This is a genomic window from Hydrogenophaga sp. RWCD_12 (assembly GCF_046604225.1).
Taxonomy (GTDB): domain Bacteria; phylum Pseudomonadota; class Gammaproteobacteria; order Burkholderiales; family Burkholderiaceae_C; genus Hydrogenophaga.
Window position 1 is genome coordinate 1,432,315 of sequence record NZ_JBKIXC010000001.1, and the last position, 21,829, is coordinate 1,454,143.

A 21,829-nucleotide genomic window follows, 5' to 3' on the forward strand; every position below is an offset into this window, starting at 1 on the left:
CATGTCCGAACGCGTGATTCCCCTGGTCGACCAGCGACTGAAGATTCGTCCCGCCGTGGTGCCCGCCACACCAGTGGCCGCCAGCGGTTTGCTGGGCGACACACTCGGGCGCCCGCTGCGCGACCTGCGCATCAGCGTCACAGACCGCTGCAACTTCCGCTGCAGTTACTGCATGCCGAAGTCGATCTTCGACAAGGACTATCCCTACCTGCCGCACAACGCGTTGCTGAGCTTCGAGGAGATCACTCGGATCGCACGCGTGTTCGTGGCGCACGGCGTGCAGAAGATCCGGCTGACCGGCGGTGAGCCGCTGCTGCGCAAGAACATCGAGATCCTGATCGAACAGCTGGCGGAACTGCGCACGGTCGAAGGAAAGCCGCTGGACATCACGCTGACGACCAATGGTTCCCTGCTCGAACGCAAGGCCCGCCAGCTCAGGGAGGCCGGACTCAAGCGGGTGACTGTCAGCCTTGACGGGCTGGACGACGCGGTGTTCCGTGCCATGAACGATGTCGACTTTCCGGTGGCCGACGTGCTGCGCGGCATCGATGCGGCACACGAAGCCGGTCTCGGCCCGGTCAAGATCAACATGGTGGTCAAGCGCGGCACCAACGACCACGAGATCCTGCCGATGGCCCGGCACTTCAAGGGCCGCGGGGCCGTGCTGCGCTTCATCGAATACATGGACGTTGGCGCCACCAACGGCTGGCGCATGGACGAGGTGTTGCCCAGCGCCGAAGTCGTCAGCCGTATCCACGACGAACTCCCGCTGGTGCAGCTGGACCCCTCCGCGCCTGGCGAGACCGCCGAGCGCTGGGGCTATGCCGATGGATCGGGCGAGATCGGCGTGATCAGCAGCGTGACGCAGGCCTTCTGCAGCGACTGCAACCGGGCGCGCCTGTCGACCGAGGGACGCCTGTATCTCTGCCTGTTCGCGACCGAAGGCCATGACCTGAAACACTTGTTGCGCGGCGGCGCCAGCGACGCCGACCTTGCCAGCGCCGTCGCCGCCATCTGGCAGGGCCGCGACGACCGCTACTCCGAGCTGCGTGCCTCGCTGCCGCCCGACCAGGGCCAGGGCGCCCGCCGCATCGAGATGAGCTACATCGGAGGATGAGTGTGATCGGCCCCGGCGACATCACCGGTCTGGTCCTGGCCGGTGGACGCGGCTCCCGCATGGGCGGCGTCGACAAAGGCCTGCAGGACTTTCAGGGCGCACCGCTGGCGCTGCATGCGATGCGCCGGCTGCAGAACCAGCACGGGGGCCTTGTCGGCCCCTTGCTCGTCAATGCCAACCGCAACGCGGATGTCTACGAGACCTTTGGTGCACCAGTGTGTCAGGACACCATCGCCGATTTTGCCGGCCCGCTGGCGGGCTTCCTGGCCGGGCTGGCGAACTGCAAGACCCCCTTCTTGCTGACCGTGCCTTGTGATTCACCCCGCTTCCCGCTCGACCTGGCGCAGCGTTTGGCCGAAGCGGTACTGATCGAAGAGGCCGACATCGCGATGGCTTCGGCGCGGGAAGAAGATGGGCAGTACCGGGTGCAACCGGTGTTCTGCCTGATGAAGGTTTCGCTCCGGGACAGCCTGATCGCCTTCACAAAAGATGGCGGCCGCAAGGTCGACCGCTGGGCCGGATTGCACCGCACCGTCCATGTCGCGTTCGACCGCCCTACCGACGATCCCTTGGCCTTCAGCAACGCCAACACCCTGGACGAGCTGCGCTCGCTGGAAAACACCGACCCCATCCCATGAAGTCCATCGAACAGATTGCGGCCGAATTGCAGGGCTACGACCCGCAGGCCCTGAGCGCTGAACGCGTCAACGAATTCCTCGCGCAGCTGGTGGCGCCCATTCGCGAGGCCGAACACTGCGGGGTCTTCGATGCGCTGGGGCGGGTCCTGGCCGAAGACGTGGTCTCGCCGATCAGCGTGCCGCCACACGACAACTCGGCGATGGACGGCTTTGCCTTCGATGGCACCCAGCTGAATCCGGGGCAGGCGCTGGTCCTGCGGTGCCTGGGCACGGCATTTGCCGGACAGGCCTGGAGCGGGCAAGCCGGCGCCGGAGACTGCGTGAAGATCATGACCGGCGCCATCATGCCGCCAGGCATGGACACGGTGGTGCCACTGGAATTCGTGAAGGTCGATGGCGATCTGGTGAGCGTTCCTGCCGACGTGGTCCGCCCCGGCGACAACCGCCGTCTGCTCGGCGAAGACCTGATGGCCGGGCGGCCCGCCCTTCGCCAGGGCCAGGTGCTCGGTCCCGCCGCGCTGGGACTGATTGCCAGTCTTGGCCTGCCGACGGTGCCGGCGTACCGCCGCCTGAAGGTCGCCTATTTCTCGACCGGCGACGAAATCCTGAGTCTGGGCGACTCACCCCGCGAAGGCGCGGTCTACGACAGCAATCGCTACACGGTGTTTGGCCTGCTCACGCGCATGGGTCTGCAGGTGGTCGACATGGGCGTGGTCCGCGACGAGCCGCACGCGCTTGAAACCGCGTTCCGGCAGGCGGCACGCGAGGCCGACGCCATCATCACCAGCGGCGGTGTGAGCATGGGCGAAGCCGATCACACCAAGGCCATGATGAAGCAGCTCGGCGACGTGGCCTTCTGGCGCATCGCGATGCGGCCCGGCCGGCCGATGGCGGTCGGGCGCATTGTCGAGGACGGCAAGTCATCGATCCTGTTCGGTCTGCCGGGGAATCCGGTCGCGGTGATGGTGACGTTTCTGGCCTTCGTGCGCCCTGCCCTGCAGATCATGTCGGGTGCCGCCCCGACCGCACCGGTCCTGCTGAAAGCCCACAGCGCCGAGGCGCTGCGCAAGAAGCCCGGACGCACCGAATACCAGCGCGGCATCGTCACGCGCGAGGCGGACGGTTCGCTGCGGGTGCGCACCACCGGCAACCAGGGCTCGGGCGTGCTCAGCTCGATGGTCGAGGGAAACGGCCTGATCGTGCTGCACCACGGCCAGGGCAATGTGGCCGTGGGCGACGAGGTCGACGTGATGATGTTTGACGGCGCAATCTGACCTGCCTTGCCGCGCCGCTCAGCCGGGAAGCGCCTCCACCGAGGCCATGAAGGACAGGGCTTCGCGGTTGAACCGGTCTGCGCATTCGATCATGGGCGCGTGACCGCAGTCCTCCCAGACTTGCACGCGCACATCCGGCAGGCGCTTGCGCAGTACCTCGGCGTGTGCGCATGGCACGAAGCGGTCTTTCCCGCCCCAGATGACCAGTGATGGCGTGCGCATGGCTGGCATGGCTTCCTGCAGGGCACGCACCTGGGCCGGTTCAAAGCCCCCCAACCCGACAAAGCCGCGCAGGGTGCGCAAGAACGCTGCGTGCGCGCCAGGCTGGCCCGCCATCGCGCACTTTTCCCGGACCAGTTCGTCGGTGACGAAACGGTTGGGCTCGGCAAACGCCTTGCGCCACAACATGCGCGTGCCGATCGGATTCGGCCGCGTCAGGAGCTCGCCCAACCCCGGCACCGTCGCCAGCCGAAACTCCAGCAGCGTTGGCTTCTCGGCCATGCCCGCAGGATCGAGCAGCATCATCGACAGCAAGCGTTGCGGCGCGACCCGCGCACATTCGAGTGTCAGGCGACCGCCCAGCGAGTTGCCCGCCAGATGTACCTTTTCCAATCCCAATGCGTCCATGAAGCCGTGGATGAAACGGGTGAGACCCGGAATGTCATACGGGAAGTCCGCCGGCTTGTCGGTCAGGCCGTGACCCGGCATATCGAACGCAAATACCCGGTGGGTGTTGGCCAGTGAAGAAAGGTTGTGGCGCCACTCCAGCACCGAGCAGGCGATCCCGTGCAGCAGCAACACGGGCGTGCCGCTAGTGCCTTCCTGCCAGTAGCGGGTACGGATACCTTCGATCAGGATGTATCGGTCTTCGGGCAATGGCATGACAGAACAGTTGGGTTCAAGGTCTGCCGATGCTGCGCAGGGCCGCGTCCCCGGTCAAGCCGCGGACATCCCTGTTCCGCCGCGGCACACCCGCCCATGCCGGCTCAGAGCCAGCGTCGCACCCGACCCATGAAGGCGCGGTAGTCATCGCCGAACAGCTCCATCAGGACCCGCTCCTCGGGCAGGATCTGGAAGCGTGTGATGTAGAGCAGGAAGCCAAGTGGCCCCAGCAATGCCAGCCAGGACGGCAGCACCAGCGCCCAGGCTGTCAGCAGGCAGGCCATGCCAACGTACATCGGATTGCGGGTGAAGCGGTAGACACCGCCGGTCACCAGGGCAGAGGCCTTTTCCGGCCGCATCGGATTGACCGTGGTGCGCAGGGCGCGAAACGACAGCACGCCTGCCACGTCAAAGGACGCACCGGCCACCAGCAACAGCGCCACCGCGGCCCCTTGCATGCCGCCCGGCCAATGCGGCGTTGCCATTCCGGTACCCCACCACATCAGCACTGCGGTGATCAGAGCCACCAGCGGCGGCGGAATGCGGTGTTCGAGGAAGCGCATCACTTGGCGATCAGCACCTCGCCAGCCCCGGCGTGGGCGGGCGGATCGGCCGGCAGCACGCGGGAGCCGTGGTGCTTTCGCGCCAGCAGCATGTACATGGTCGGCACCACGAAGATGGTCAGCAGCGTGCCCAGACTCATGCCGCCAACGATGACCCACCCGATCTGCTGGCGGCTCTCCGCGCCCGCGCCAGTCGCCAGCGCCAGCGGGATCGCACCCAGCACCATCGCGCCGGTGGTCATCAGGATCGGGCGCAGTCGCAGCGCTGCGGCTTCAGTGACGGCGGCCAGCTTGTCCTTGCCATCTTCCCGCAGCTGGTTGGCGAATTCGACAATCAGGATGCCGTGCTTGGTGATCAGCCCCACCAGGGTGATCAGCCCGATCTGGCTGAACACATTGAGCGTGCCTCCCGTGAACTTCAGCGCCAGCAGCGCGCCCAGCATCGACAGCGGCACGCTGAGCATGATGATGAACGGGTCGACAAAGCTCTCGAACTGCGCCGCCAACACCAGATAGATGAACAGCAGCGACAGGCCGAACACGATGGCCATCGAGCCCGACGAGTTCTTGAACTCCCGGCTCTGGCCGTTCAGGTCGGTGGTGTAGCCGGGTGGCAGCACCTCGCCCGCGATCCGGTTCATCTGGGCCAGGGCATCGCCCAGCGCCATTTCGGGCGCCAGGTTGGCCGTGATCGACGCGCTGCGGCGCTGGCCGAAGTGGTTGAGTTCGCGCGGAACCACCACCTCGCGCAGCTGCACCAGCGAGGCCAGCGGAATCATCGCGTCGTTGCGGCCTCGCACGAACAGGTGGTCAATGTCTTCCGGCGCGCTGCGCTGCGAGCTGGCCGTCTGTACCACCACGTCGTACTGTTCGCCACCGCGCTTGTAGCGAGTCACGATGCGTCCGCCGAGCATGGTCTCGACCGTGCGCGCAATCACGTCCACGCTCACGCCCATATCGGCCGCGCGTTCGCGGTCCACGTCCAGGCGGATCTCCGGCTTGTTGAGTCGCAGGTCGGTGTCGACCTGCACGAAGCCCGGCACCTTGGCCATTTCCTCCTGGAAGCGGCGCACCGCGCGCGAGAGGTTTTCGTAGCTGTCGGATGTCACGATCACGTAGTTGATCGGCCGCTCGCGAAAGCCCTGGCCCAGCGATGGCGGTGTGATCGGGAAGCCACTGATGCCGGGCAAGGCGCCGATCTTGGGCGTGATCTCGCGCGCGATCTCCATCGTGGTCCGCTGGCGTTCTTCCCACGGGAGCGCGCGCAGGAAGATGGTGCCCTGCGCCACGGTGGGGTTGCCCATGTTGCTGAAGATGCGGTCGAACTCGGGGTAGTTCTGGCCGATGCGCTCGATGGCTTCGGCATAGCGGCGCGTGTAGGCCAGCGTTGCGCCGTCGGGGCCGTTGACGTTGACCAGAATGACCCCGCGGTCTTCCATCGGCGCCAGCTCCTGTTTGGTCTGCTGCAGCAGCCACCAGCTGCCTGCGGCGCTGGCCACCATCACCGCCACCACCAGCCAGCGCAGGTTCAGGCTGGCCGCCAGCAGGCGGCTGTAGCCATTGGTCACGGACACCAGCACCCGTTCCATGCCACGGTCGAACCAGCCCGGGTTCGGGTTGTGCCGCAGCAGCTTGCTGCTCATCATGGGCGAGAGCGTCAGCGCCACAAAGCCAGAGACCACCACGGCGCCAGCCAGCGCCAGCGCGAACTCGGCGAACAGGCGCCCGGTGCGGCCCGGCGTGAACGCCAGCGGCGCGTACACCGCGGCCAGCGTCAGCGTCATCGCCACCACTGCGAAGCCGATCTCCTTCGCCCCCTTGATGGCTGCCTCAAAGGGTTGCATGCCTTCTTCGATGTGGCGGTAGATGTTCTCCAGCACCACGATGGCGTCGTCCACCACCAGGCCGATCGCCAGCACCAGCGCCAGCAGCGTCAGCGTGTTGATCGAAAAACCGAACAGTGCCATCAGCGAAAAGGTGCCGATCAGGCTGACCGGAATCGTCACCAGCGGAATGATCGAGGCGCGGATGGTGCGCAGGAACACGAAGATCACCAGCGCCACCAGCACCACGGCCTCTCCAATGGTCTGGTAGACCGCCTTGATCGAGCGGTCGATGAACACCGAGTTGTCGTTCGCCACGTCGACCGTGATGCCCGGCGGCAGGTCGGCCTTGACCTTTTCCATCAGCTGGCGCACGCCGGCGGAAAGCTCCAGCGGGTTGGCCGTGGCCTGACGGATCACGCCCAGCGACACTGAGTCGCGACCGTTGAGGCGCACCGAGCTGCGCTCGTCCTGCGGCCCCTGCGAAATGCGCGCCACGTCACCCAGCCGCACCGGCAGGCCGTTGACCGTCCTGATCGCAATCTCGCGGAATTGCGGCGGTGTCTGCAAATCGGTCGCGGCCGTCACGTTGAATTCGCGCTGGCTGCTCTCGATGCGCCCGGCTGGCACTTCAAGGTTGGAGCGGCGCAGCGCGTCCTCGACGTCCTGCACCGTGAGCCGGTAGGCCGCGAGGCGGTCCGGGTCGATCCAGATGCGCATCGAGTACTTGCGCTCGCCATACACCCGCACGTCGGCCGCGCCCGGTGCGGTCTGCAGCACCGGTTTGGCGATGCGGTTGGCCAGGTCGGACAGTTGCAGCGCGTTGTGCGTGTCCGAACTCAGGGCCAGCCAGATCACCGGAAAGGCGTCGGCCTCGACCTTGGCGATCACCGGCTCGTCGATGCCCTGCGGCAGGCGCTGGCGCACGCGGCTGACCTTGTCGCGCACGTCGGCAGCGGCCGAGTCGGGGTCGCGCTCGAGCTTGAAGCGCACGGTGATGTTGCTCTGCTCCTGCCGGCTGGTGGACGTGATGACGTCCACCCCTTCGATGCCGGCCAGCGAGTCTTCGAGCGTCTTGGTGACCTGCGACTCCATCACTTCGCTGGAGGCGCCGGCAAAGCGGGTCTGCACCGAGACCGTCGGTTCGTCGATCTTCGGGTACTCGCGCACCGTCAGTTCCTTGAACGACACCCAGCCGACCAGCAGGATCAGCAGCGACAGCACGCTGGCGAACACCGGCCGGCGGATCGATATTTCAGGCAGTTGCATGTGAGGCTCCTGCGCGGTGCTCAGCCGGCCGCGGGTTTGTTGCCACCGGCACCACCAGCGCCAGGGCCCGCGGGTGCGGCGGGTGCAGTGGGCGCACCGTCAGGCTTCGGCCCCGGTTGCCCGCCGCCCGCAGCCCCACCGCCGGGCTGGCCGCCGCCCTGCTTTCCGCCCGCGCCACCGGCCTTGGCCAAGTCGACCACGCGCACCGGCGTGCCATCCTTCTGCAGCCGTTGCTGTCCGGCGATCACTACCGTCTCGCCATCCTCGACACCGGAAACGATCTGCACCATCGGACCACGCCGCACGCCCAGCTGCACCTCCACACGGCGTGACACCAGCTTGGCCCCATCGCCCTCGCCCTGCTTGTCCAGCTTGACCACGAACTGCTTGCCGCCCTGGGGGACCAATGCCTCTTCGGGCACCACCAGTGCCGCATCGTTGGTCGAAAACACCGTGGTCACCCGGGCGAACATGCCCGGCCGCAGCTCACTGCCCGCCGACGGCGGCAGCGCCGCCCGCACGCCGATGGACCGGCCGTTGGCGTCCAGCAGTGGGTCCATCGCCTGCACCTTAGCGCTGTATTTCTTGCCCGGCAAGGCGTCGAGCTGCACCTGCACCGACTGACCGGTCGACAGCCGCGACTGGTAGCGCTCGGGCAGGCGGAAGTCCACCGTCAGCTGCGAGGTGTCTTCGAGATTGACCAGGTCGGCGCCGTCCTTGACGTAGTCGCCGAGGTTGATGTTGCGCAGGCCCACGGTGCCGTCGAACGGCGCCACGATCCGCATCCGCGAGAGGCGCGCCTGCGCCAGCGCCACCTGCGCCTCGGCCACCTGCAGCGCCGCGCGGCTTTCATCCAGCACGCGTTGCGCCACGAACGATTGCGCCACCAGCTCTTCATTGCGCTTGAGGTTGGCACGTGCAATCGACAGCTGCGCCTGCGCCTGGCTCAGTTCCGCCTTCTGCAGCACATCGTCCAGCTGCACCAGCAGCTGGCCCTTGCGAACATGGGAACCTTCGGTGAATCCGATTTGTGCAATGCGGCCAGCCACTTCAGGACGCAGGGTCACGCTCTGGCGCGACTTGAGCGAGCCGACCGCCTGCGCGTCATCCTGCAACGGCTGCGTCTTCACCTTGGCCACTTCGACGCTGGCCGGGCCGCCCTGACCCTGTCCGCCCGGGCCACCGGGCCCGCCAGGACCACCGGGCCCCGCAGGGCGGGCAGCTGCGCCCTCTGCGGGAGTGCCGGACGGCGGCGCGGGCGAGCGGTGCTGGTACCACCAGGCTCCTGCCGAAGCCAACGCCAGGCCGCTTGCCGCGACCCACAGGTAGATGTTCTTTTTTGCCATGTGTCCTGCGCCGAAGGATGAACCCGGCCCGCGCCAACGGACGCAGACCAGCGTGCAATGTATCAGCGCAGGGTTTGCTGCGTCGCAGCAGCCACCTGCGCCCCGCAGGACAACAGGCGCATTCAGCCAGCGTTCAGCCTGGCACGCCCCGGTTGGCCAGCGCGTCGGCGCGCTCGTTCCCCGGATCGCCCGCGTGGCCCTTGACCCAGTGCCACTCGACCTGGTGCACACCGTCGTGCACCAGGGTATCCAGCCGCTGCCAGAGGTCGGCGTTCTTGACCGGCTGCTTGGCGGCCGTCTTCCAGCCCTTGGCCTTCCAGCCGTGGATCCACTCGGTGATGCCTTTGCGCACGTACTCGCTGTCCAGATACACCGACACCTTACACGGCCGCTTGAGCGCGGCCAGTCCCTCGATCACCGCCATCAGCTCCATGCGGTTGTTGGTGGTCCCCCGCTCGCCGCCCCAGAGCTCCTTCTCATGCCCACCCGACTTCAGGTAGACGCCCCATCCGCCGGGGCCGGGATTGCCCTTGCAGGCACCGTCGGTATAGATCACCACGTGGTTCAAAACGCCATCTCTCCAGTTGTGCCGTGTTCAACGGCGATTCGTGATCGTGACCGGTGCGGTGCCGCCGGCACGCCGCGGCCGCCAGGCCGGACCCAGCAGACGCACACCGCGCACCCGCTTGACCGCCACAAAAAAATAGACCGAGCCAAAGATGGGCCACCAGCGCGCACCGGCCTTGTCCATCCAGGCGTACCGCTGCAACCACTTTTCGCTGTGCACCGCCGGCCGGTAGCAGCCGAAACGGTGCGACTCGACCTCGAAACTCAGCAGCCGCAACCAGTCGCGCAGACGCCCGGGGCCGATGAAGTCGCCCGCCTCGGGCAGGTACAGATCCGACATGCCGAAAAACCGAAGGCCCACCCGGCCAGCCAGGCGCGCGCGGCTCTGTTTCAGTCCCCACAGACTGTTCGGATTGAAGCCCGAAATCACCACCCTGCCTTCGGGCACCAGCACCCGCTCCACCTCCCGCAGCACGTGGTGCGGGTCGGCGCTCAACTCCAGCGTATGTGGAAGCACCACCAGGTCCAGGCTGGCTTCGGGAAACGGCAAGGCAGCTGCATTGGTCACCAGCGCCACCCGCAATGGCACGTCGGGGCCCGCAATCTCGGGCAACGCGATGTCGTCCGGCGCCAGATCCATCAGTTCCTCGGGCAAGGCCAGCCAACGGTGCGGCATGCGGTTGGCCGCCAGTGTCGAGAGCTCCGGCAGGCCCAGCTGTAGGGCGTTGTAACCAAAGAGATTGGTCACGGCCAGGTCAAACTGCGCCTGTTCCCACCCCAGCAGATACTGCCCGGGAGCGGTCCGGAACCAGTCGGTCAAACTTATAATTGGTGGATACATCGCGGGTGCTGTGCTACGGACCGGTACTCTACACGCCCCACTCCGGCCCGCTTAGCGGTCTCTGCGCCATGACCCTGTTTCCCGTCCCGGCCTTCAGCGACAACTACATCTGGGTCCTGCACGACGGGCACCGCGCGATCGCCGTCGACCCGGGCGAGTCCGAAGGCCTGCTGGCCTGGCTGAACTCCAACGACCTGCGGCTCGACACCATCCTCATCACCCACCACCACGGCGACCACACCGGCGGCGTCGCGGCCCTGCGCACGGCCACAGAAGCCAAGGTCTTCGGTCCGCACCGGGAAGCCATGCCCGAACCGCTGGTCCGCGTCGGCGGTGGTGAAGTGGTCGAAGCGCTTTGCCTTCGTTTTGAGGTCATCGACGTGCCCGGTCACACCGCCGGCCACATCGCCTACTGCTGCCCCGACGTGGATGGTGCCCCGCTGCTGTTCTGTGGCGACACCCTGTTCTCTGCCGGTTGTGGCCGCCTGTTTGAAGGCACGCCCGTCCAGATGCTGGATTCGCTGACCCGGCTGGCGGCCCTGCCCGACCAGGCACGGGTCTGCTGCACCCACGAGTACACCCTGTCCAACCTGCGTTTTGCGCTCGCGGTCGACCCGGACAACACCGCGCTGCAGGCCTATTCCGCGCAATGCCAGGACCTGCGCGCACGGAACCTTCCCACCCTGCCCAGCTCCATTGGGCTGGAGAAACAGATCAATCCATTCCTGCGCGCCCATGTGCCGGCGCTTGAGCGCTCGACCCGCGCGCACGACCCGCAAACCCTTCCCGGCTCCCTCGGCGTGTTCACGACGCTGCGGGCCTGGAAGAACGTCTTTCAGTGAATCCATGACCTCCGTGTCCCTGCTCCCTTCCGCCACTGCGCGCCCCTCCCGTACCTGGCGATCCCTGGTCATGGTGGCTGTGGCGCTGGCCCTGGCTGCCTGTGCCAGCGCCCCGCCGCCCCGTCCAGCCGCCCCAGCAGTCGCCACGCCCAAGCCGGTGGCGCCAGTCGCGCCCGCGCCTTCGGCGCCCCAGGTGCGCGCCGAATTGCCACCCTACGCCCCATTGAGCGAGATCGCCACCGCGTCGGCCGTTCCACCACCCGTGACCATGCTGGCCGCGCCGCTGGACATCTGGGACCGCATCCGTCGCGGCCTGGCGATGCCCGATCTGGAGAACGACCTGGTGCGCGACCGGGAACAGTGGTACGCCGCGCGTCCCGACTACTTCCAGCGCATGACGGAGCGTTCCAGCCGTTATCTGTTCCACATCGTCGAAGAGATTGAGCGCCGCAACATGCCGATGGAGCTGGCCTTGCTGCCCTTCATTGAAAGCGCCTTCAACCCGCAGGCAGTCTCCAGCGCCCGCGCGGCCGGCATGTGGCAGTTCATGCCCGCCACCGGCGAGTCTTTCGACCTCAAGCAGAACGTGTTCCGCGACGACCGCCGCGATGTGCTGGCCTCCACCCGCGCCGCGCTGGACTATCTGGAGCAGCTGCATGCCCGTTTCGGTGACTGGCACCTCGCGCTGGCGGCCTACAACTGGGGCCAGGGCAATGTGAACAAGGCGGTCACGCGCAACCAGGCGCAGGGCCTGCCGACCAGCTACACCGACCTGAACATGCCGCAGGAAACGCGCATGTACGTGCCCAAGCTGCAGGCCGTGAAGAACCTCGTTGCGCGCCCCGAAGCGTTCAATGTGCAGCTGCCTTCCATCGGCAACCACCCGTTCTTCGACACGGTGACCATCGAGCGCGACATGGACGTGGCCGTGATTGCCACGCTGGCCGCGGTGAACGAGCGCGATTTCCGGACCCTCAACCCGTCGATCAAGCAGCCGGTGGTGATGGCCGCCGGCACGCCCAACATCCTGCTGCCGTGGGACAACGCCAAGGTGTTCGAGGACCGACTCAAGACCTTCAAGGGGCCGCTGGCGACCTGGACCGCCTGGACCGCCCCAGCCACGCTCAGCGTCGCCCAGGTCGCTGACCAGGTCGGCATGAGCGAGTCGGAACTGCGCGAGGTCAACAACATTCCGCCGCGCATGAAGGTCAAGGCCGGCTCCAGCCTGCTGGTGCGCCGCAGCGGTGCGCGCGACCGCGATGTCAGCGAGTTCGTGGCCGACCACGCCCAGCTGAGCCTGACGCCCGACATCATCCTCAAGCGCTCGGTGGTGAAGGCCCGCAAGGGAGACAACCTGGCCAGACTGGCGCAACGCTATGGTGTGAGCGCTGCCAGCGCCGCCGGCTGGAACAACATGTCGGTCAACGAGCGCCTCAAGCCAGGTCAGCGCGTCACCCTCATGCTGGCGCGTCCGGCGACCATGGCCGCCGCTGAGCCGCGCAAGGCCGGCCGGGCGCAGGCCCGCGAAGTCGCCGAGCGCGAACCTGCGGACCGCCCGGAAGCCCGTGGCGCCAAAGGCCGCAAGGTGGCCGCCCAGCGCGAGAGCAAAGCCGAGAAATCCAAACCGGGTCGCAAGTCGCCGGCCGCGGCGGTCGCCAAAGGTGGCGGCAAGTCGGGAGGGAAAGCTGCGAAAGCCCCTCGCGGCGAGGTCAAGGTTGCTGCAGCCAGCAGCAAAACCGGTCGCAAGTCCCGCCGCAATTGAAGCGGCACCCAGGAAGCTTCAGGCCCTGAAACGGGCCTTGGCCTTGAGGGCCATGGAGTTGGTGAACGTCTGGGCGAGATCGACCTGCCGCAACGGTGACGCATCGTCAAAGCGCGACAGCACACGCGCCATCGTGTTGGGCCCGGCGTCCGGCATCACGCCGTCGGTGGACCAGCCTTCCCGCGCCCGGCTGAACGCCGCCAGGTACAGCGCCCGGTCGCCGTGGAAGTACGACTCGGGCACTGTGCGGTTGATGTCAGAGGGGCCAGCCGTCTGCAGCCACTTCAGTGCCCGCACCATGGCATCCACCATGGCCTGACATTCGGCCGGGTGGCTGGCCAGGTATTCGGAGGACACGCTCAGACAGCCGGCGGGCATTGGCCCGCCAAACACCTCGGCGTTGCCGCGCACCGTGCGGGTGTCGGCCACCACCCGCAACTCGCCGGACTGCTCCAGCTCGGTGATGAGGGGGTCGGTGTAGCAGATCGCGTCCACCAGGCCATTGCGGAAGTTCGCCAGTGCCGCGGTCGGACTGCTCAGCGGCACATATTGCACCGCGTCGGCCGGCAGCCTTGCCGCCGACAGCAAGGTCTGCGTCATGCGGTGGCTGCCCGATCCGATGGCGGTCACCGCCACCTTGTGCCCCCGGAGGTCGCGCAGGTCGCGGAATCCGGGCATCGCCTTGCGAGACACGCCCAGCACCAGCTGTGGCGCCCTGCCCTGCACAACGATGGAAGGATACGTTTCACCCCTTGCGCGCAACGAAACCACCGAACCGTAGGTACCGGAAAGCGCCTGGACACCGCCAGTGAGCAGCGCCTGCAGGGCGTGTCCGGGTTCCGGCATTTCCCGAACCTGGACATCGAGTCCTTCTGCAGCGAAGTAGCCCAGCCGTTCGGCCACGGTCAGCGGCAGATAGCAGAAGGCCGACCGGTTTTCGACTGCGAGTGCCACGCGGGCAAATGGCGCACGCACCGGAGTCGGCGGCACAAGGGGTTTCACCTCGGCCCGCGCTGCCGCGAGTGCGGACCCCAGCAAGCCGGAGGCCACGCACCGCGTCCACTCACGGCGATTCCACATGCGAGAACCCTCTCTGATCCCTGATTTGTATGAGCTTCAGAGATTAGCGAAGGCAACGACGGCGCGCATCGGGTCGATTCCCGAGCGGGTTTCCACCGACGCGATTTGCAAGTCGATGTAACCGTCCGTGCGGGCACGGATGGCGACTCCCGCGTGCGGATCAGATGAACAGGATGGCGATGTTGATCGCGAGTGCCAGTGTCCAGGCCGTGCTACGCAGCGTGGCCATGTCGGCCAGGTAAAACAGGATGTAAATCAGTCGCAGCAGCACGTACAGGAAAGCCATCAGGTCCAGCCGCATCTGGAACGCGCCGTGCTGGTGGGCGATGATCACCGCGCCAATATAGAACGGCATAGCCTCGAAACAGTTGGCTTGTGCAGCGTTGGCTCGGGCACGCCAGCCGCCCTGCCTCGCCATCCACGCGCGCGGATCGTGGTTGTCGTAGCCGCCGTCCCTGCGGGGCTTCGCAAACATGCCCCATTTGGCGAGCGCTGCGCAGCCGATCGGCAGCAGCGCAACGACGATCACCGTCCAGTAGGCCACGGTCAGTCCGGCATAGGTCATGAATGCACCTTGAAAAGAAAACGGTGGCCGTGCGGCTCAGCGCCGGTCCACCAGGGCGTGGGCAATCGTGCCCAGGTCGACGTATTCGAGCTCGCTGCCCACCGGCACACCGCGCGCCAGACGGGTCACGTTGACACCGCGCGACTTCAGTCCCTGCGCAATCACATGCGCCGTGGTTTCGCCCTCGGCGGTGAAGTTGGTCGCCAGGATCACCTCGCGCACCACCCGCCCACCAGCCGCGACCGCATCGATGCGCTCGAACAGCTTCTGCAGGCCAATCTCGCGCGGTCCGACACCGTCCAGCGGGCTGAGCTTGCCCATCAGGACAAAGTACAGCCCCTTGTAGGCACCGGTGCGCTCCATCGCCGCCTGGTCGGCGGGCGTCTCCACCACACAGAGCTGGCTGCGGTCGCGTCGCGGGTCGTCGCAGGTCGGGCAGATGTCGTTCTCGGTGAAGGTATGGCACATCGCGCAGTGCTTCACCGAGCTGCAGGCGTGTTGCAGCGCCTGCGACAGCCGCAGCGCGCCTTCGCGGTCGTGCTGCAGCAGATGAAACGCCATGCGCTGCGCCGATTTCACACCGACGCCGGGCAGGCAGCGCAAGGCCTGCACCAGCAGTTCCAGCGAATGGGTTTCGGCCACGCCGTCTCAGGCTGTGTGGATCAGAAAGGGAACTTCATGCCACCGGGCAGGCCCGGCATGCCGGCGGTGAGCTTGCCCATCTTTTCCTGCGAGGTCTCTTCGGCCTTGCGCACGGCGGCGTTGAACGCGGCCGCCACCAGGTCTTCGAGCATGTCCTTGTCGTCGGCAAGCAGGCTGGGGTCGATGGTGATGCGCTTGACGTCGTGCTTGCAGGTCATCAGCACCTTGACCAGACCGGCGCCGGATTCCCCGGTGACCTCGATGTTGCCCAGCTCGTCCTGCGCCTTCTTGAGGTTTTCCTGCATGGCCTGCGCCTGCTTCATCAGGCCGGCGAGTTGTCCTTTGTTGAACATGGTTTTCCTTGGGTTGGATGCTTGATTGAAAGGGGTCTGTGTTCTGGCTCAGGCCACGGTGGACCTGAGCGTACCGGGCACGATTTTGCCGCCAAAGTCGCGCACCATCGCCTGCACGAACGGGTCGTCGCGAATGATTTGTTCGGCCTCGCGCTGGCGGCGATTCGCTTCGGCCGCATTGCGCAGCGCCGCCGAATCACTCACCGGGCCGATCTCGACCGACAGCCGCACGGGATGGCCTTGCGACTGCAGCGCGGTGGCCAGCCGCTCGCGGGTGCTCGCCTGGTTCAGCGACTCACGCTCGACGCGGAGCATCCACTGGCCGTCGTCGCGCGCGACCAGCTGCGACTGCAGCGCCAGCTCACGCACCAGCGCGCTGACGACCTCGGCCTTGATCATCTGCTGCACCAGCGCGAACCAGAAGTCGCCTTCTGCAGTGATCACCGGCTCCGGCAGCCGCACGGGCTCGGACGGATCACGCATCTGCTCGACGCGCGGCGACAGGCTCGCCTCGCGCACCGGGATCTCGACCACACGGCGCGAGGTCTGCACGCCCTCTTCCGGCGGCTCGACCATTGCTTCCTCGGGCTCGTCGACCCAGGGAGGACCGTCGATGTCGGCAGGTTCTTCGGGTACCACGCGGGCTGCCGGAGTTGCGGCCGAGGCCGCTACCTGGGCAGGAGCAGGCGCGCTCATTGCGGTCACCGCCGGCTGCGGCGTTTGCACACTCGATGCCGGCACGACCGCAGGTGCAGCCACAGTCGTGACAGACTTTGCAGCCACTGGGACCGGAGGTACCGCAGGCGCAGCCACCACGGCGCCAACCGGTGGAGCGACCGGCTCAGGCCCGGATTTCAGTGTTTTTTTTTCCGGCGCGGCGCTGGCGGCGCCGGTCGGCTTGAACGCCAGCAGCCGCAGCAGCACCATGGTCAGCGCCGCGTATTCGTCGGGCGCCAGACCCAGCTCGCCGCGTCCGTGCAGGCACAGGCTGTAGAGCAACTGGGTTTCGTCGGCCGGCAGCGCATGCGCCAGCCGCACGATCTCGGGTGTGTCCGGATCGTCCGAAGACTGCAGGGCTGCACGCTCGGGCACCGCCTGCAGCACGGCCATGCGCTGCAGCAGCCCCGTCATTTCTTCCAGCGTCGAGGAAGCGCTCAGGCCGTTGCTGCGCAGCGTCTCGACCGTGTCGACCACCGCTGCGCCATCGCTTCGCGCCAGGCCGTCGATCAGGCGCAGCACGTGCGAGCGGTCCACCGCACCCAGCATCTGGCGCACCGTGGTCTCCAGCAACTGCCCACCACCGAAGGCGATCGCCTGGTCGGTCAGCGACAGCGCGTCGCGCATCGAGCCCCGCGCGGCGCGAGAAAGCAACCGCAACGCCTGCACCTCGGCCGGCACCTGTTCGGCCGCCAGGACCTGACCCAGGTGATCCTGCACCGTCTCGGGCGCCATCGGCCGCAGGTTGAACTGCAGGCAGCGAGAGAGCACCGTCACTGGCACTTTCTGCGGATCGGTCGTGGCCAGCACGAACTTCAGGTATTCGGGCGGCTCTTCCAGGGTCTTGAGCATCGCGTTGAACGCGTGCCCGGTGAGCATGTGCACTTCGTCGATCATGAAGACCTTGAAGCGGCCTTGCACCGGCTTGTAGACCGCCTGCTCCAGCAGCGACTGCACCTCGTCGACGCCGCGGTTCGAAGCCGCGTCCAGCTCGGTGTAGTCGACGAAGCGGCCCGCATCGATGTCGGTGCAGGCCTGACAGACGCCACAGGGCTCGGCGGTGATGCCGCCCTGCCCGTCGGCGCCCAGACAGTTGAGCGACTTGGCCAGGATGCGCGAGACCGTGGTCTTGCCGACGCCACGCGTACCGGTGAACAGGTAGGCGTGGTGCAGACGTTGTGTCGTCAGGGCATTGGAGAGCGCCTGCACCACGTGCTGCTGCCCCACCATTTCTGAGAAGCGGCGCGGACGGTATTTGCGGGCCAGGACGACATAGGACATAGGCCGCTGATTCTAAAGGTCACCCCAGAGCGAAAAGGACACACGCATCGCCTACAATCGACGGTGACGGGCCTTCCCGCATGGTAAAGCGGCCAACCGGGTCAGGTGGGGAACCAAGCAGCCCTAACTGTGGAGCCAGTGCCGGGGTCAAGGCTCGTCACCTTATTCAGAAAATCCGTAATCGGATCAATAAGCTAAGCCAAATCAAGGGCTTACGCGTCTTCCGCTGTATCACTTTCCTGTGTCACTTCCCCAACACTTGAGCAAGGGAAACGACATGGCGAAGCCCCCGGGCTGCTATCAGCGTGGGTCCATTTGGTACGTCAAGATCATCATTCCGGCGCCGCTCGTGGAGACCTACGGGCGGGACCGCGTTGTGCTCTCTCTGGGCACCAGCGACCGCAAGGAAGGTTACCGCTTTGCGAACCTGAAGCGGGCCGAATGGGATGCCGACTTCGCGGCCAAAGAGGCGGCACTGAACGCCGTCCCAGCGGTGGCGATCACGCCCGACATGGGCGCCCTGCTGGCCGATCTGGTCCGCGCCCAGGTGCTGGCCGATGATGACCGCGTGCGCCATGACGTGGGGTTGCTGGCGGAGATGGTCCACATCCGTGGGGAACTCAAGCGCCGAGCACGCAACGGGCTCTACATTCCCCGGTGGGACCTGCCGGAGCCCCGGATAGATGACCTGAGCGGGGCCACGGAAGATGAGCGGCGGGAACTGGCCGATCTGAATGCCTACCTTGACGGAAACGTGGCGCTGGCCCTTGCTGCCGGGAACCTCAAGGCCGTGCTCCCACTGGTCCAATCACATGCTGCGTCGCTGGGTGTGACCTTCGATGCCCAGACGCCCGGCGCCCGGGAGGCCCTGCGCTTGTGCCTTCAGGCGTACCGACAGGCGCATCACGAGTTGACGCTGCGCGATGCGGGGGCCGTGGTTCCTACGCCCGTGGTCGCTGCGAAGCTACCCGCCCCGGCGCCCTCCTCCAAGACCCTGCGGGATGTGTTCAAGCGGTGGGAGGTCTCAGGTGACAAGCCACGCAAAGCGGACACGATCAGGGCCATGGAACGGGCGTTGAAGCAGTTCGAGGGGCGGCACCCAAAGATGACGCTTGAGGGCATCACGCGGGACATGGGCGACCGCTACAGGGCATGGCTCCGTGAACAAAGCAAGACTCCCAAGACCGCCCGGGACCGCCTCACGGCCATCAAGTCGCTGCTCAAGTACGCACACCGAGAACTCGAATGGACCCAGCGTCACACGTGGGAAGGCTTGGACATCAAGGCCAAGACCACCAACAAGCGCCGCCCGCTCCAGGACGCGGAGTTGGTGACGCTGTTCGGGTCAGAGGTCCACACCGCGTACAAGCTGCCCCGGGATGCGAAGGCCGGGCGTGACGCCGCCTACTGGGTGCCGCTGCTGGGCCTCTTCACGGGCGCCCGCTTGGGGGAACTGTGCCAACTCACCCCCGCTGATGTCCAGACTATCGAGGGCGTCCCGGCAATCACGATCACAGAGGAAGGCGGCGACAAGACAGTGAAGACCGACGCCGGTACGCGGGCGATCCCGCTGCACCCTGAGTTGATCCGCTTGGGCTTCTTGAACTACGCCCAGCGCATGAGGGACCAGCGGGCCGCCTCACTGTGGCCTCGAATGAGTCTTCGCAAGGACAAGCCAAGCGATTACTTCGGTCGCTGGTTCCTGCTGCTGCGTGAGTCTGTGGGTCTTCAGGGGGCAGGCGGCGTCACGTCCCACTACTTCCGCCACACCGTCCGCACAGTGATGCACCGCGCCGGAATGTCCGAAGCGACCATGGACCGGATCACAGGGCATGAAACACCCGGCAGTGTGGGCACTAAGACCTACACGCATTGGGGACTGGCGCAGTTGGTCCCGGCCGTTGAAGCCATCCGTTACCCGTTCCTGACCCTGCCTGTAGTGTCCCCTGACGCGGCCCCAAGCACGACCCCGTAGAGCCCTCAGAACGGGCACAGACCGGGGCGCTGAGCGGGTGCTGAGGGGTGAGTGGCAATAGCCCGACGATCTACCGGATACTGACCGCCACTCAACTGTTTGCAACCTACGTTATGGACCGTGAACACAACGGCGCACGCTACACGACCCTCATGGCTAGCGACCTAGAGCGCGACGGGATGGGGCTGGAATTGCAGTGGACGACAGGCGGCCCACACACAACCGTTGCGGAGGTCTTCTACTCAGACGCCAACGGTGCGTGGACGCTCAACACCTTTGATTGCGACGTTTCCCTAGAACTCATTGAAGAGTTGATCGCGGAGGCACGGCGCCGCCTTCCTCCTATCGGAAGCGGGCGCTAAGCGAGCCACCGGCGCGGCCCCCGCAGAGGCACCAGAACGGGCATAGACGGGGCGCTGAGCGGGTGCTGAGGGGCAGGCATCCCCGGGGTCTGAAAACGCCTCTGCGGGGCTGTGCTGGCCGTACCCAAAACAGATACCGAGGGACGAGGTTTCCCGTGTGGAAAGACCATGAATGCAGCCCCCAGCAACACACCTGAAAGTCACTACCGCCCCCCGCTCTGATGGACTGAGGGGGCCACGGTAGATCGCTTCAGGTGGGCTGAGGGGGCATCGTCGTCATGGTGAATTCATGGTCTTCCATCGCGAGCGACACAACTGAAGGGCGCCGGCTGGGTCTTGCCCCGTTGGTTGGGCGGTGGCGCCAGCCGCGCACCTTCAGTTGAATCTCATGGCTCTTGGCTCATGGATATTGGTTTATGGATCATGAATCATGGATGCCTTAGCGAAACGAAAGCGACCAATAACCGGCCGGTTTTCAGAAGTCGCTCACTGCGCTCGCTGGTTGGTCGGATGGCAATGCATCCCCCTTCTTCGGGCGCCCGCCTCGCTTGCCGTTCAGGCGGTTGATTTCCGCCTTCCGGATTGCCTCCGCAGACTCGCGTACCTGCACCTCGTCAAAGACCGCTCCGTCTGGGGTGACTCGCAATAGGTCAAGGGTGATCAACGTTTCCAGCAGCGTAGCGTCGGCATGGTCAGGGGTTACGCGCAGTCGTAGCTTGAGCGTGTCCAGCGGCATCGTGCAGCCTTCAACACGCCATAGGACGCTCCGGGCTGCATCGAACATGCCTCGCTCCGCGTAGGTCAGGCGGGCCGTTCGGGTGTCGTGTTCGGCCCAGTTGAACGGCATGTAGGGAAGTCGGCTGTTCAGTGAAGTTGCGCTCATGCCACGTCCCTGAAGTTGGTACGGAGGCTCTTGCCCCTCAGCAGCGCAAAGCCTGAAGACTGGGCGTCGCGCTCTTCAAGGGCCAGCAGACCCCGGCGCTCTTTCACTTCCATGGCCTGAGCGGCAATCTCGCGGGTGGCCTGCTGGTGCGCCTGAAGTTCCCCGGCAGTGGCCGCCCGGTGTGCGTGTTCTTCGCCCCGGATGTATGCACCATCCTCAGCGATGGCCGGCAGGACCACGGACGTGACCCAATGCTGAAAGGCGCGGGCCGCTGGCTTGCGGCTCTGGAATGCGAGGGCGTAGAGGCCTGACCTGTTGACCGTCACGAAGTCTTGACGGCCGCCGGGGGTGGACAGTTTTGTCCTACCCTTGTCCGTGGCGTTCACCCGCTCAAGTGCGCGTGACGGCTTGGTGATGTCCAGCGCCTCGCACACATCGCGGGCGACCCAGTACGTTTGCCCGTTCTGGTCGGTGGTCGTGCGGATGTGATGGTTCCTGCCGTCGTGGTCAAAGACAACGGTCGGCAACGGGGCCGGGGCTGCGGTGGTCGGAAGTTGGTTGGTGTTCATGGTGTGTGCTTTCGCTGTGTGATTCGTCCCCTTGGCTCAAGGCTCGGGGCGGTAGGTCAGTTGGTGGGCGTGCTGCCGAAGTGGCCCGCTAGGTGCTCGTTCAGAAGCCGCTCAAGGGCTTGGCTGTTGGTCATGCGGGCGCCCTCGCGGCGCTCATAGGCCCGCTGCATGGCCTTGAGGTGGTCGAAGGCATCGACGCTCAGGGCGTAGCTACGGATCACGGGCGGGGCCGCATAGGTGGGGCTGGCGGGGTTAGGCGCGGGGGCCTTGGTGCTGGTCTGGTTCATGGTGCTTTCGCTTTGGAACGGGCAAAGAAAAACCCGCGAAGCGCCGGGTGGCACTGTCGCGGGTCGTCGTGGTGGAAGAGAGGCGCCGGGGCGCGTCCCCCTATTGGGCTACCTATATTTTTGGCTCCGTGTGGCGGGCCTCTCCGGACTGCCCCGAACGCACCCTGAACGGGTCACTTCGGGTTGTCCTG

At 66.2% G+C, this 21,829-nt stretch carries 20 protein-coding genes and 1 other RNA gene; 7 read left to right on the forward strand and 14 right to left on the reverse strand.

What is annotated here, in order from left to right:
* Nucleotide 1: 1 nt before the first annotated feature.
* Genes moaA through glp form a run of 3 tightly spaced genes read left to right on the forward strand, consistent with a single transcriptional unit; the run spans nucleotide 2 to nucleotide 3,029 of the window.
* On the forward strand, nucleotides 2–1,117 hold the full coding sequence (gene moaA / locus ACLIJ1_RS06575) for a GTP 3',8-cyclase MoaA (RefSeq protein ID WP_411364670.1): 1,116 nt from the start codon (nucleotides 2–4) through the stop codon (nucleotides 1,115–1,117).
* Nucleotides 1,118–1,119: 2 nt separating this feature from the next.
* Nucleotides 1,120–1,755 (forward strand): molybdenum cofactor guanylyltransferase MobA, encoded by a 636-nt coding sequence (gene mobA / locus ACLIJ1_RS06580; protein ID WP_411364797.1) that lies wholly within the window; start codon nucleotides 1,120–1,122, stop codon nucleotides 1,753–1,755.
* Nucleotides 1,752–3,029, forward strand: a complete 1,278-nt coding sequence (glp, locus tag ACLIJ1_RS06585; RefSeq protein WP_411364671.1) for a gephyrin-like molybdotransferase Glp — start codon at nucleotides 1,752–1,754, stop codon at nucleotides 3,027–3,029. Before mobA ends, glp begins: the two co-directional genes overlap by 4 nt.
* An 18-nt stretch (nucleotides 3,030–3,047) precedes the next feature.
* Here glp and ACLIJ1_RS06590 read toward each other — a convergent pair whose 3' ends face one another.
* The 6 genes from ACLIJ1_RS06590 to ACLIJ1_RS06615 form a co-directional block, all read right to left on the reverse strand.
* A complete protein-coding gene (locus ACLIJ1_RS06590; RefSeq protein ID WP_411364672.1) occupies nucleotides 3,048–3,911 on the reverse strand; it encodes an alpha/beta fold hydrolase in 864 nt (287 codons plus the stop codon).
* A 104-nt stretch (nucleotides 3,912–4,015) separates the two neighbouring features.
* On the reverse strand, nucleotides 4,016–4,474 hold the full coding sequence (locus ACLIJ1_RS06595; protein WP_411364673.1) for a methyltransferase family protein: 459 nt from the start codon (nucleotides 4,472–4,474) through the stop codon (nucleotides 4,016–4,018).
* Nucleotides 4,474–7,566, reverse strand: coding sequence for an efflux RND transporter permease subunit (locus ACLIJ1_RS06600; protein WP_411364674.1), 3,093 nt, complete (start codon nucleotides 7,564–7,566; stop codon nucleotides 4,474–4,476). The genes ACLIJ1_RS06595 and ACLIJ1_RS06600 overlap by 1 nt, the downstream gene beginning before the upstream one ends.
* Before the next feature lie 20 nt (nucleotides 7,567–7,586).
* Nucleotides 7,587–8,912, reverse strand: a complete 1,326-nt coding sequence (locus ACLIJ1_RS06605) for an efflux RND transporter periplasmic adaptor subunit (RefSeq protein WP_411364675.1) — start codon at nucleotides 8,910–8,912, stop codon at nucleotides 7,587–7,589.
* Between the two features lie 133 nt (nucleotides 8,913–9,045).
* Nucleotides 9,046–9,480 carry a ribonuclease HI gene (gene rnhA, locus ACLIJ1_RS06610; RefSeq protein WP_411364676.1) on the reverse strand — a complete coding sequence of 145 codons (435 nt, stop codon included), beginning with the start codon at nucleotides 9,478–9,480 and terminating at the stop codon, nucleotides 9,046–9,048.
* 27 nt (nucleotides 9,481–9,507) lie between these two features.
* Nucleotides 9,508–10,320: a class I SAM-dependent methyltransferase gene (locus ACLIJ1_RS06615; RefSeq protein ID WP_411364677.1), complete on the reverse strand. Its 813-nt coding sequence runs from the start codon at nucleotides 10,318–10,320 to the stop codon at nucleotides 9,508–9,510.
* 68 nt (nucleotides 10,321–10,388) lie between these two features.
* On the opposite strand from ACLIJ1_RS06615, the gene gloB reads away from it, so the two are divergent.
* Nucleotides 10,389–11,162 (forward strand): hydroxyacylglutathione hydrolase, encoded by a 774-nt coding sequence (gene gloB, locus ACLIJ1_RS06620; protein WP_411364678.1) that lies wholly within the window; start codon nucleotides 10,389–10,391, stop codon nucleotides 11,160–11,162.
* Nucleotides 11,163–11,166: 4 nt separating this feature from the next.
* The gene (locus ACLIJ1_RS06625; protein ID WP_411364679.1) at nucleotides 11,167–12,924 is read left to right on the forward strand and encodes a transglycosylase SLT domain-containing protein; all 1,758 of its coding nucleotides are present in this window, start codon (nucleotides 11,167–11,169) and stop codon (nucleotides 12,922–12,924) included.
* A gap of 18 nt (nucleotides 12,925–12,942) precedes the next feature.
* Here ACLIJ1_RS06625 and ACLIJ1_RS06630 read toward each other — a convergent pair whose 3' ends face one another.
* The 5 genes from ACLIJ1_RS06630 to dnaX all read right to left on the reverse strand — a co-directional run bounded on the left by ACLIJ1_RS06630 (nucleotide 12,943) and on the right by dnaX (nucleotide 17,562).
* Nucleotides 12,943–13,878 carry an ABC transporter substrate-binding protein gene (locus ACLIJ1_RS06630; RefSeq protein ID WP_411364680.1) on the reverse strand — a complete coding sequence of 312 codons (936 nt, stop codon included), beginning with the start codon at nucleotides 13,876–13,878 and terminating at the stop codon, nucleotides 12,943–12,945.
* 286 nt (nucleotides 13,879–14,164) lie between these two features.
* On the reverse strand, nucleotides 14,165–14,569 hold the full coding sequence (locus ACLIJ1_RS06635; protein WP_411364681.1) for an MAPEG family protein: 405 nt from the start codon (nucleotides 14,567–14,569) through the stop codon (nucleotides 14,165–14,167).
* A 36-nt stretch (nucleotides 14,570–14,605) separates the two neighbouring features.
* Nucleotides 14,606–15,211 (reverse strand): recombination mediator RecR, encoded by a 606-nt coding sequence (gene recR / locus ACLIJ1_RS06640; RefSeq protein ID WP_411364682.1) that lies wholly within the window; start codon nucleotides 15,209–15,211, stop codon nucleotides 14,606–14,608.
* A gap of 20 nt (nucleotides 15,212–15,231) precedes the next feature.
* Nucleotides 15,232–15,564 (reverse strand): YbaB/EbfC family nucleoid-associated protein, encoded by a 333-nt coding sequence (locus tag ACLIJ1_RS06645; protein WP_411364683.1) that lies wholly within the window; start codon nucleotides 15,562–15,564, stop codon nucleotides 15,232–15,234.
* A 48-nt stretch (nucleotides 15,565–15,612) separates the two neighbouring features.
* Nucleotides 15,613–17,562, reverse strand: a complete 1,950-nt coding sequence (dnaX, locus tag ACLIJ1_RS06650; RefSeq protein ID WP_411364684.1) for a DNA polymerase III subunit gamma/tau — start codon at nucleotides 17,560–17,562, stop codon at nucleotides 15,613–15,615.
* Nucleotides 17,563–17,627: 65 nt separating this feature from the next.
* Here dnaX and ffs point away from each other — a divergent pair.
* An RNA gene (ffs, locus tag ACLIJ1_RS06655) (signal recognition particle sRNA small type) lies at nucleotides 17,628–17,724 on the forward strand.
* A gap of 115 nt (nucleotides 17,725–17,839) precedes the next feature.
* Nucleotides 17,840–19,537, forward strand: coding sequence for a DUF6538 domain-containing protein (locus tag ACLIJ1_RS06660; RefSeq protein ID WP_411364685.1), 1,698 nt, complete (start codon nucleotides 17,840–17,842; stop codon nucleotides 19,535–19,537).
* Between the two features lie 837 nt (nucleotides 19,538–20,374).
* On the opposite strand, the gene ACLIJ1_RS06665 is transcribed toward ACLIJ1_RS06660, so the two are convergent.
* From ACLIJ1_RS06665 to ACLIJ1_RS06675, 3 genes are read right to left on the reverse strand one after another with little or no spacing between them, the layout of a single operon-like run.
* The gene (locus ACLIJ1_RS06665; protein ID WP_411364686.1) at nucleotides 20,375–20,782 is read right to left on the reverse strand and encodes a hypothetical protein; all 408 of its coding nucleotides are present in this window, start codon (nucleotides 20,780–20,782) and stop codon (nucleotides 20,375–20,377) included.
* Nucleotides 20,779–21,351: a Bro-N domain-containing protein gene (locus ACLIJ1_RS06670; protein ID WP_411364687.1), complete on the reverse strand. Its 573-nt coding sequence runs from the start codon at nucleotides 21,349–21,351 to the stop codon at nucleotides 20,779–20,781. Before ACLIJ1_RS06670 ends, ACLIJ1_RS06665 begins: the two co-directional genes overlap by 4 nt.
* A 56-nt stretch (nucleotides 21,352–21,407) precedes the next feature.
* Nucleotides 21,408–21,638, reverse strand: coding sequence for a hypothetical protein (locus ACLIJ1_RS06675; RefSeq protein WP_411364688.1), 231 nt, complete (start codon nucleotides 21,636–21,638; stop codon nucleotides 21,408–21,410).
* Between the last annotated feature and the right edge of the window lie 191 nt (nucleotides 21,639–21,829).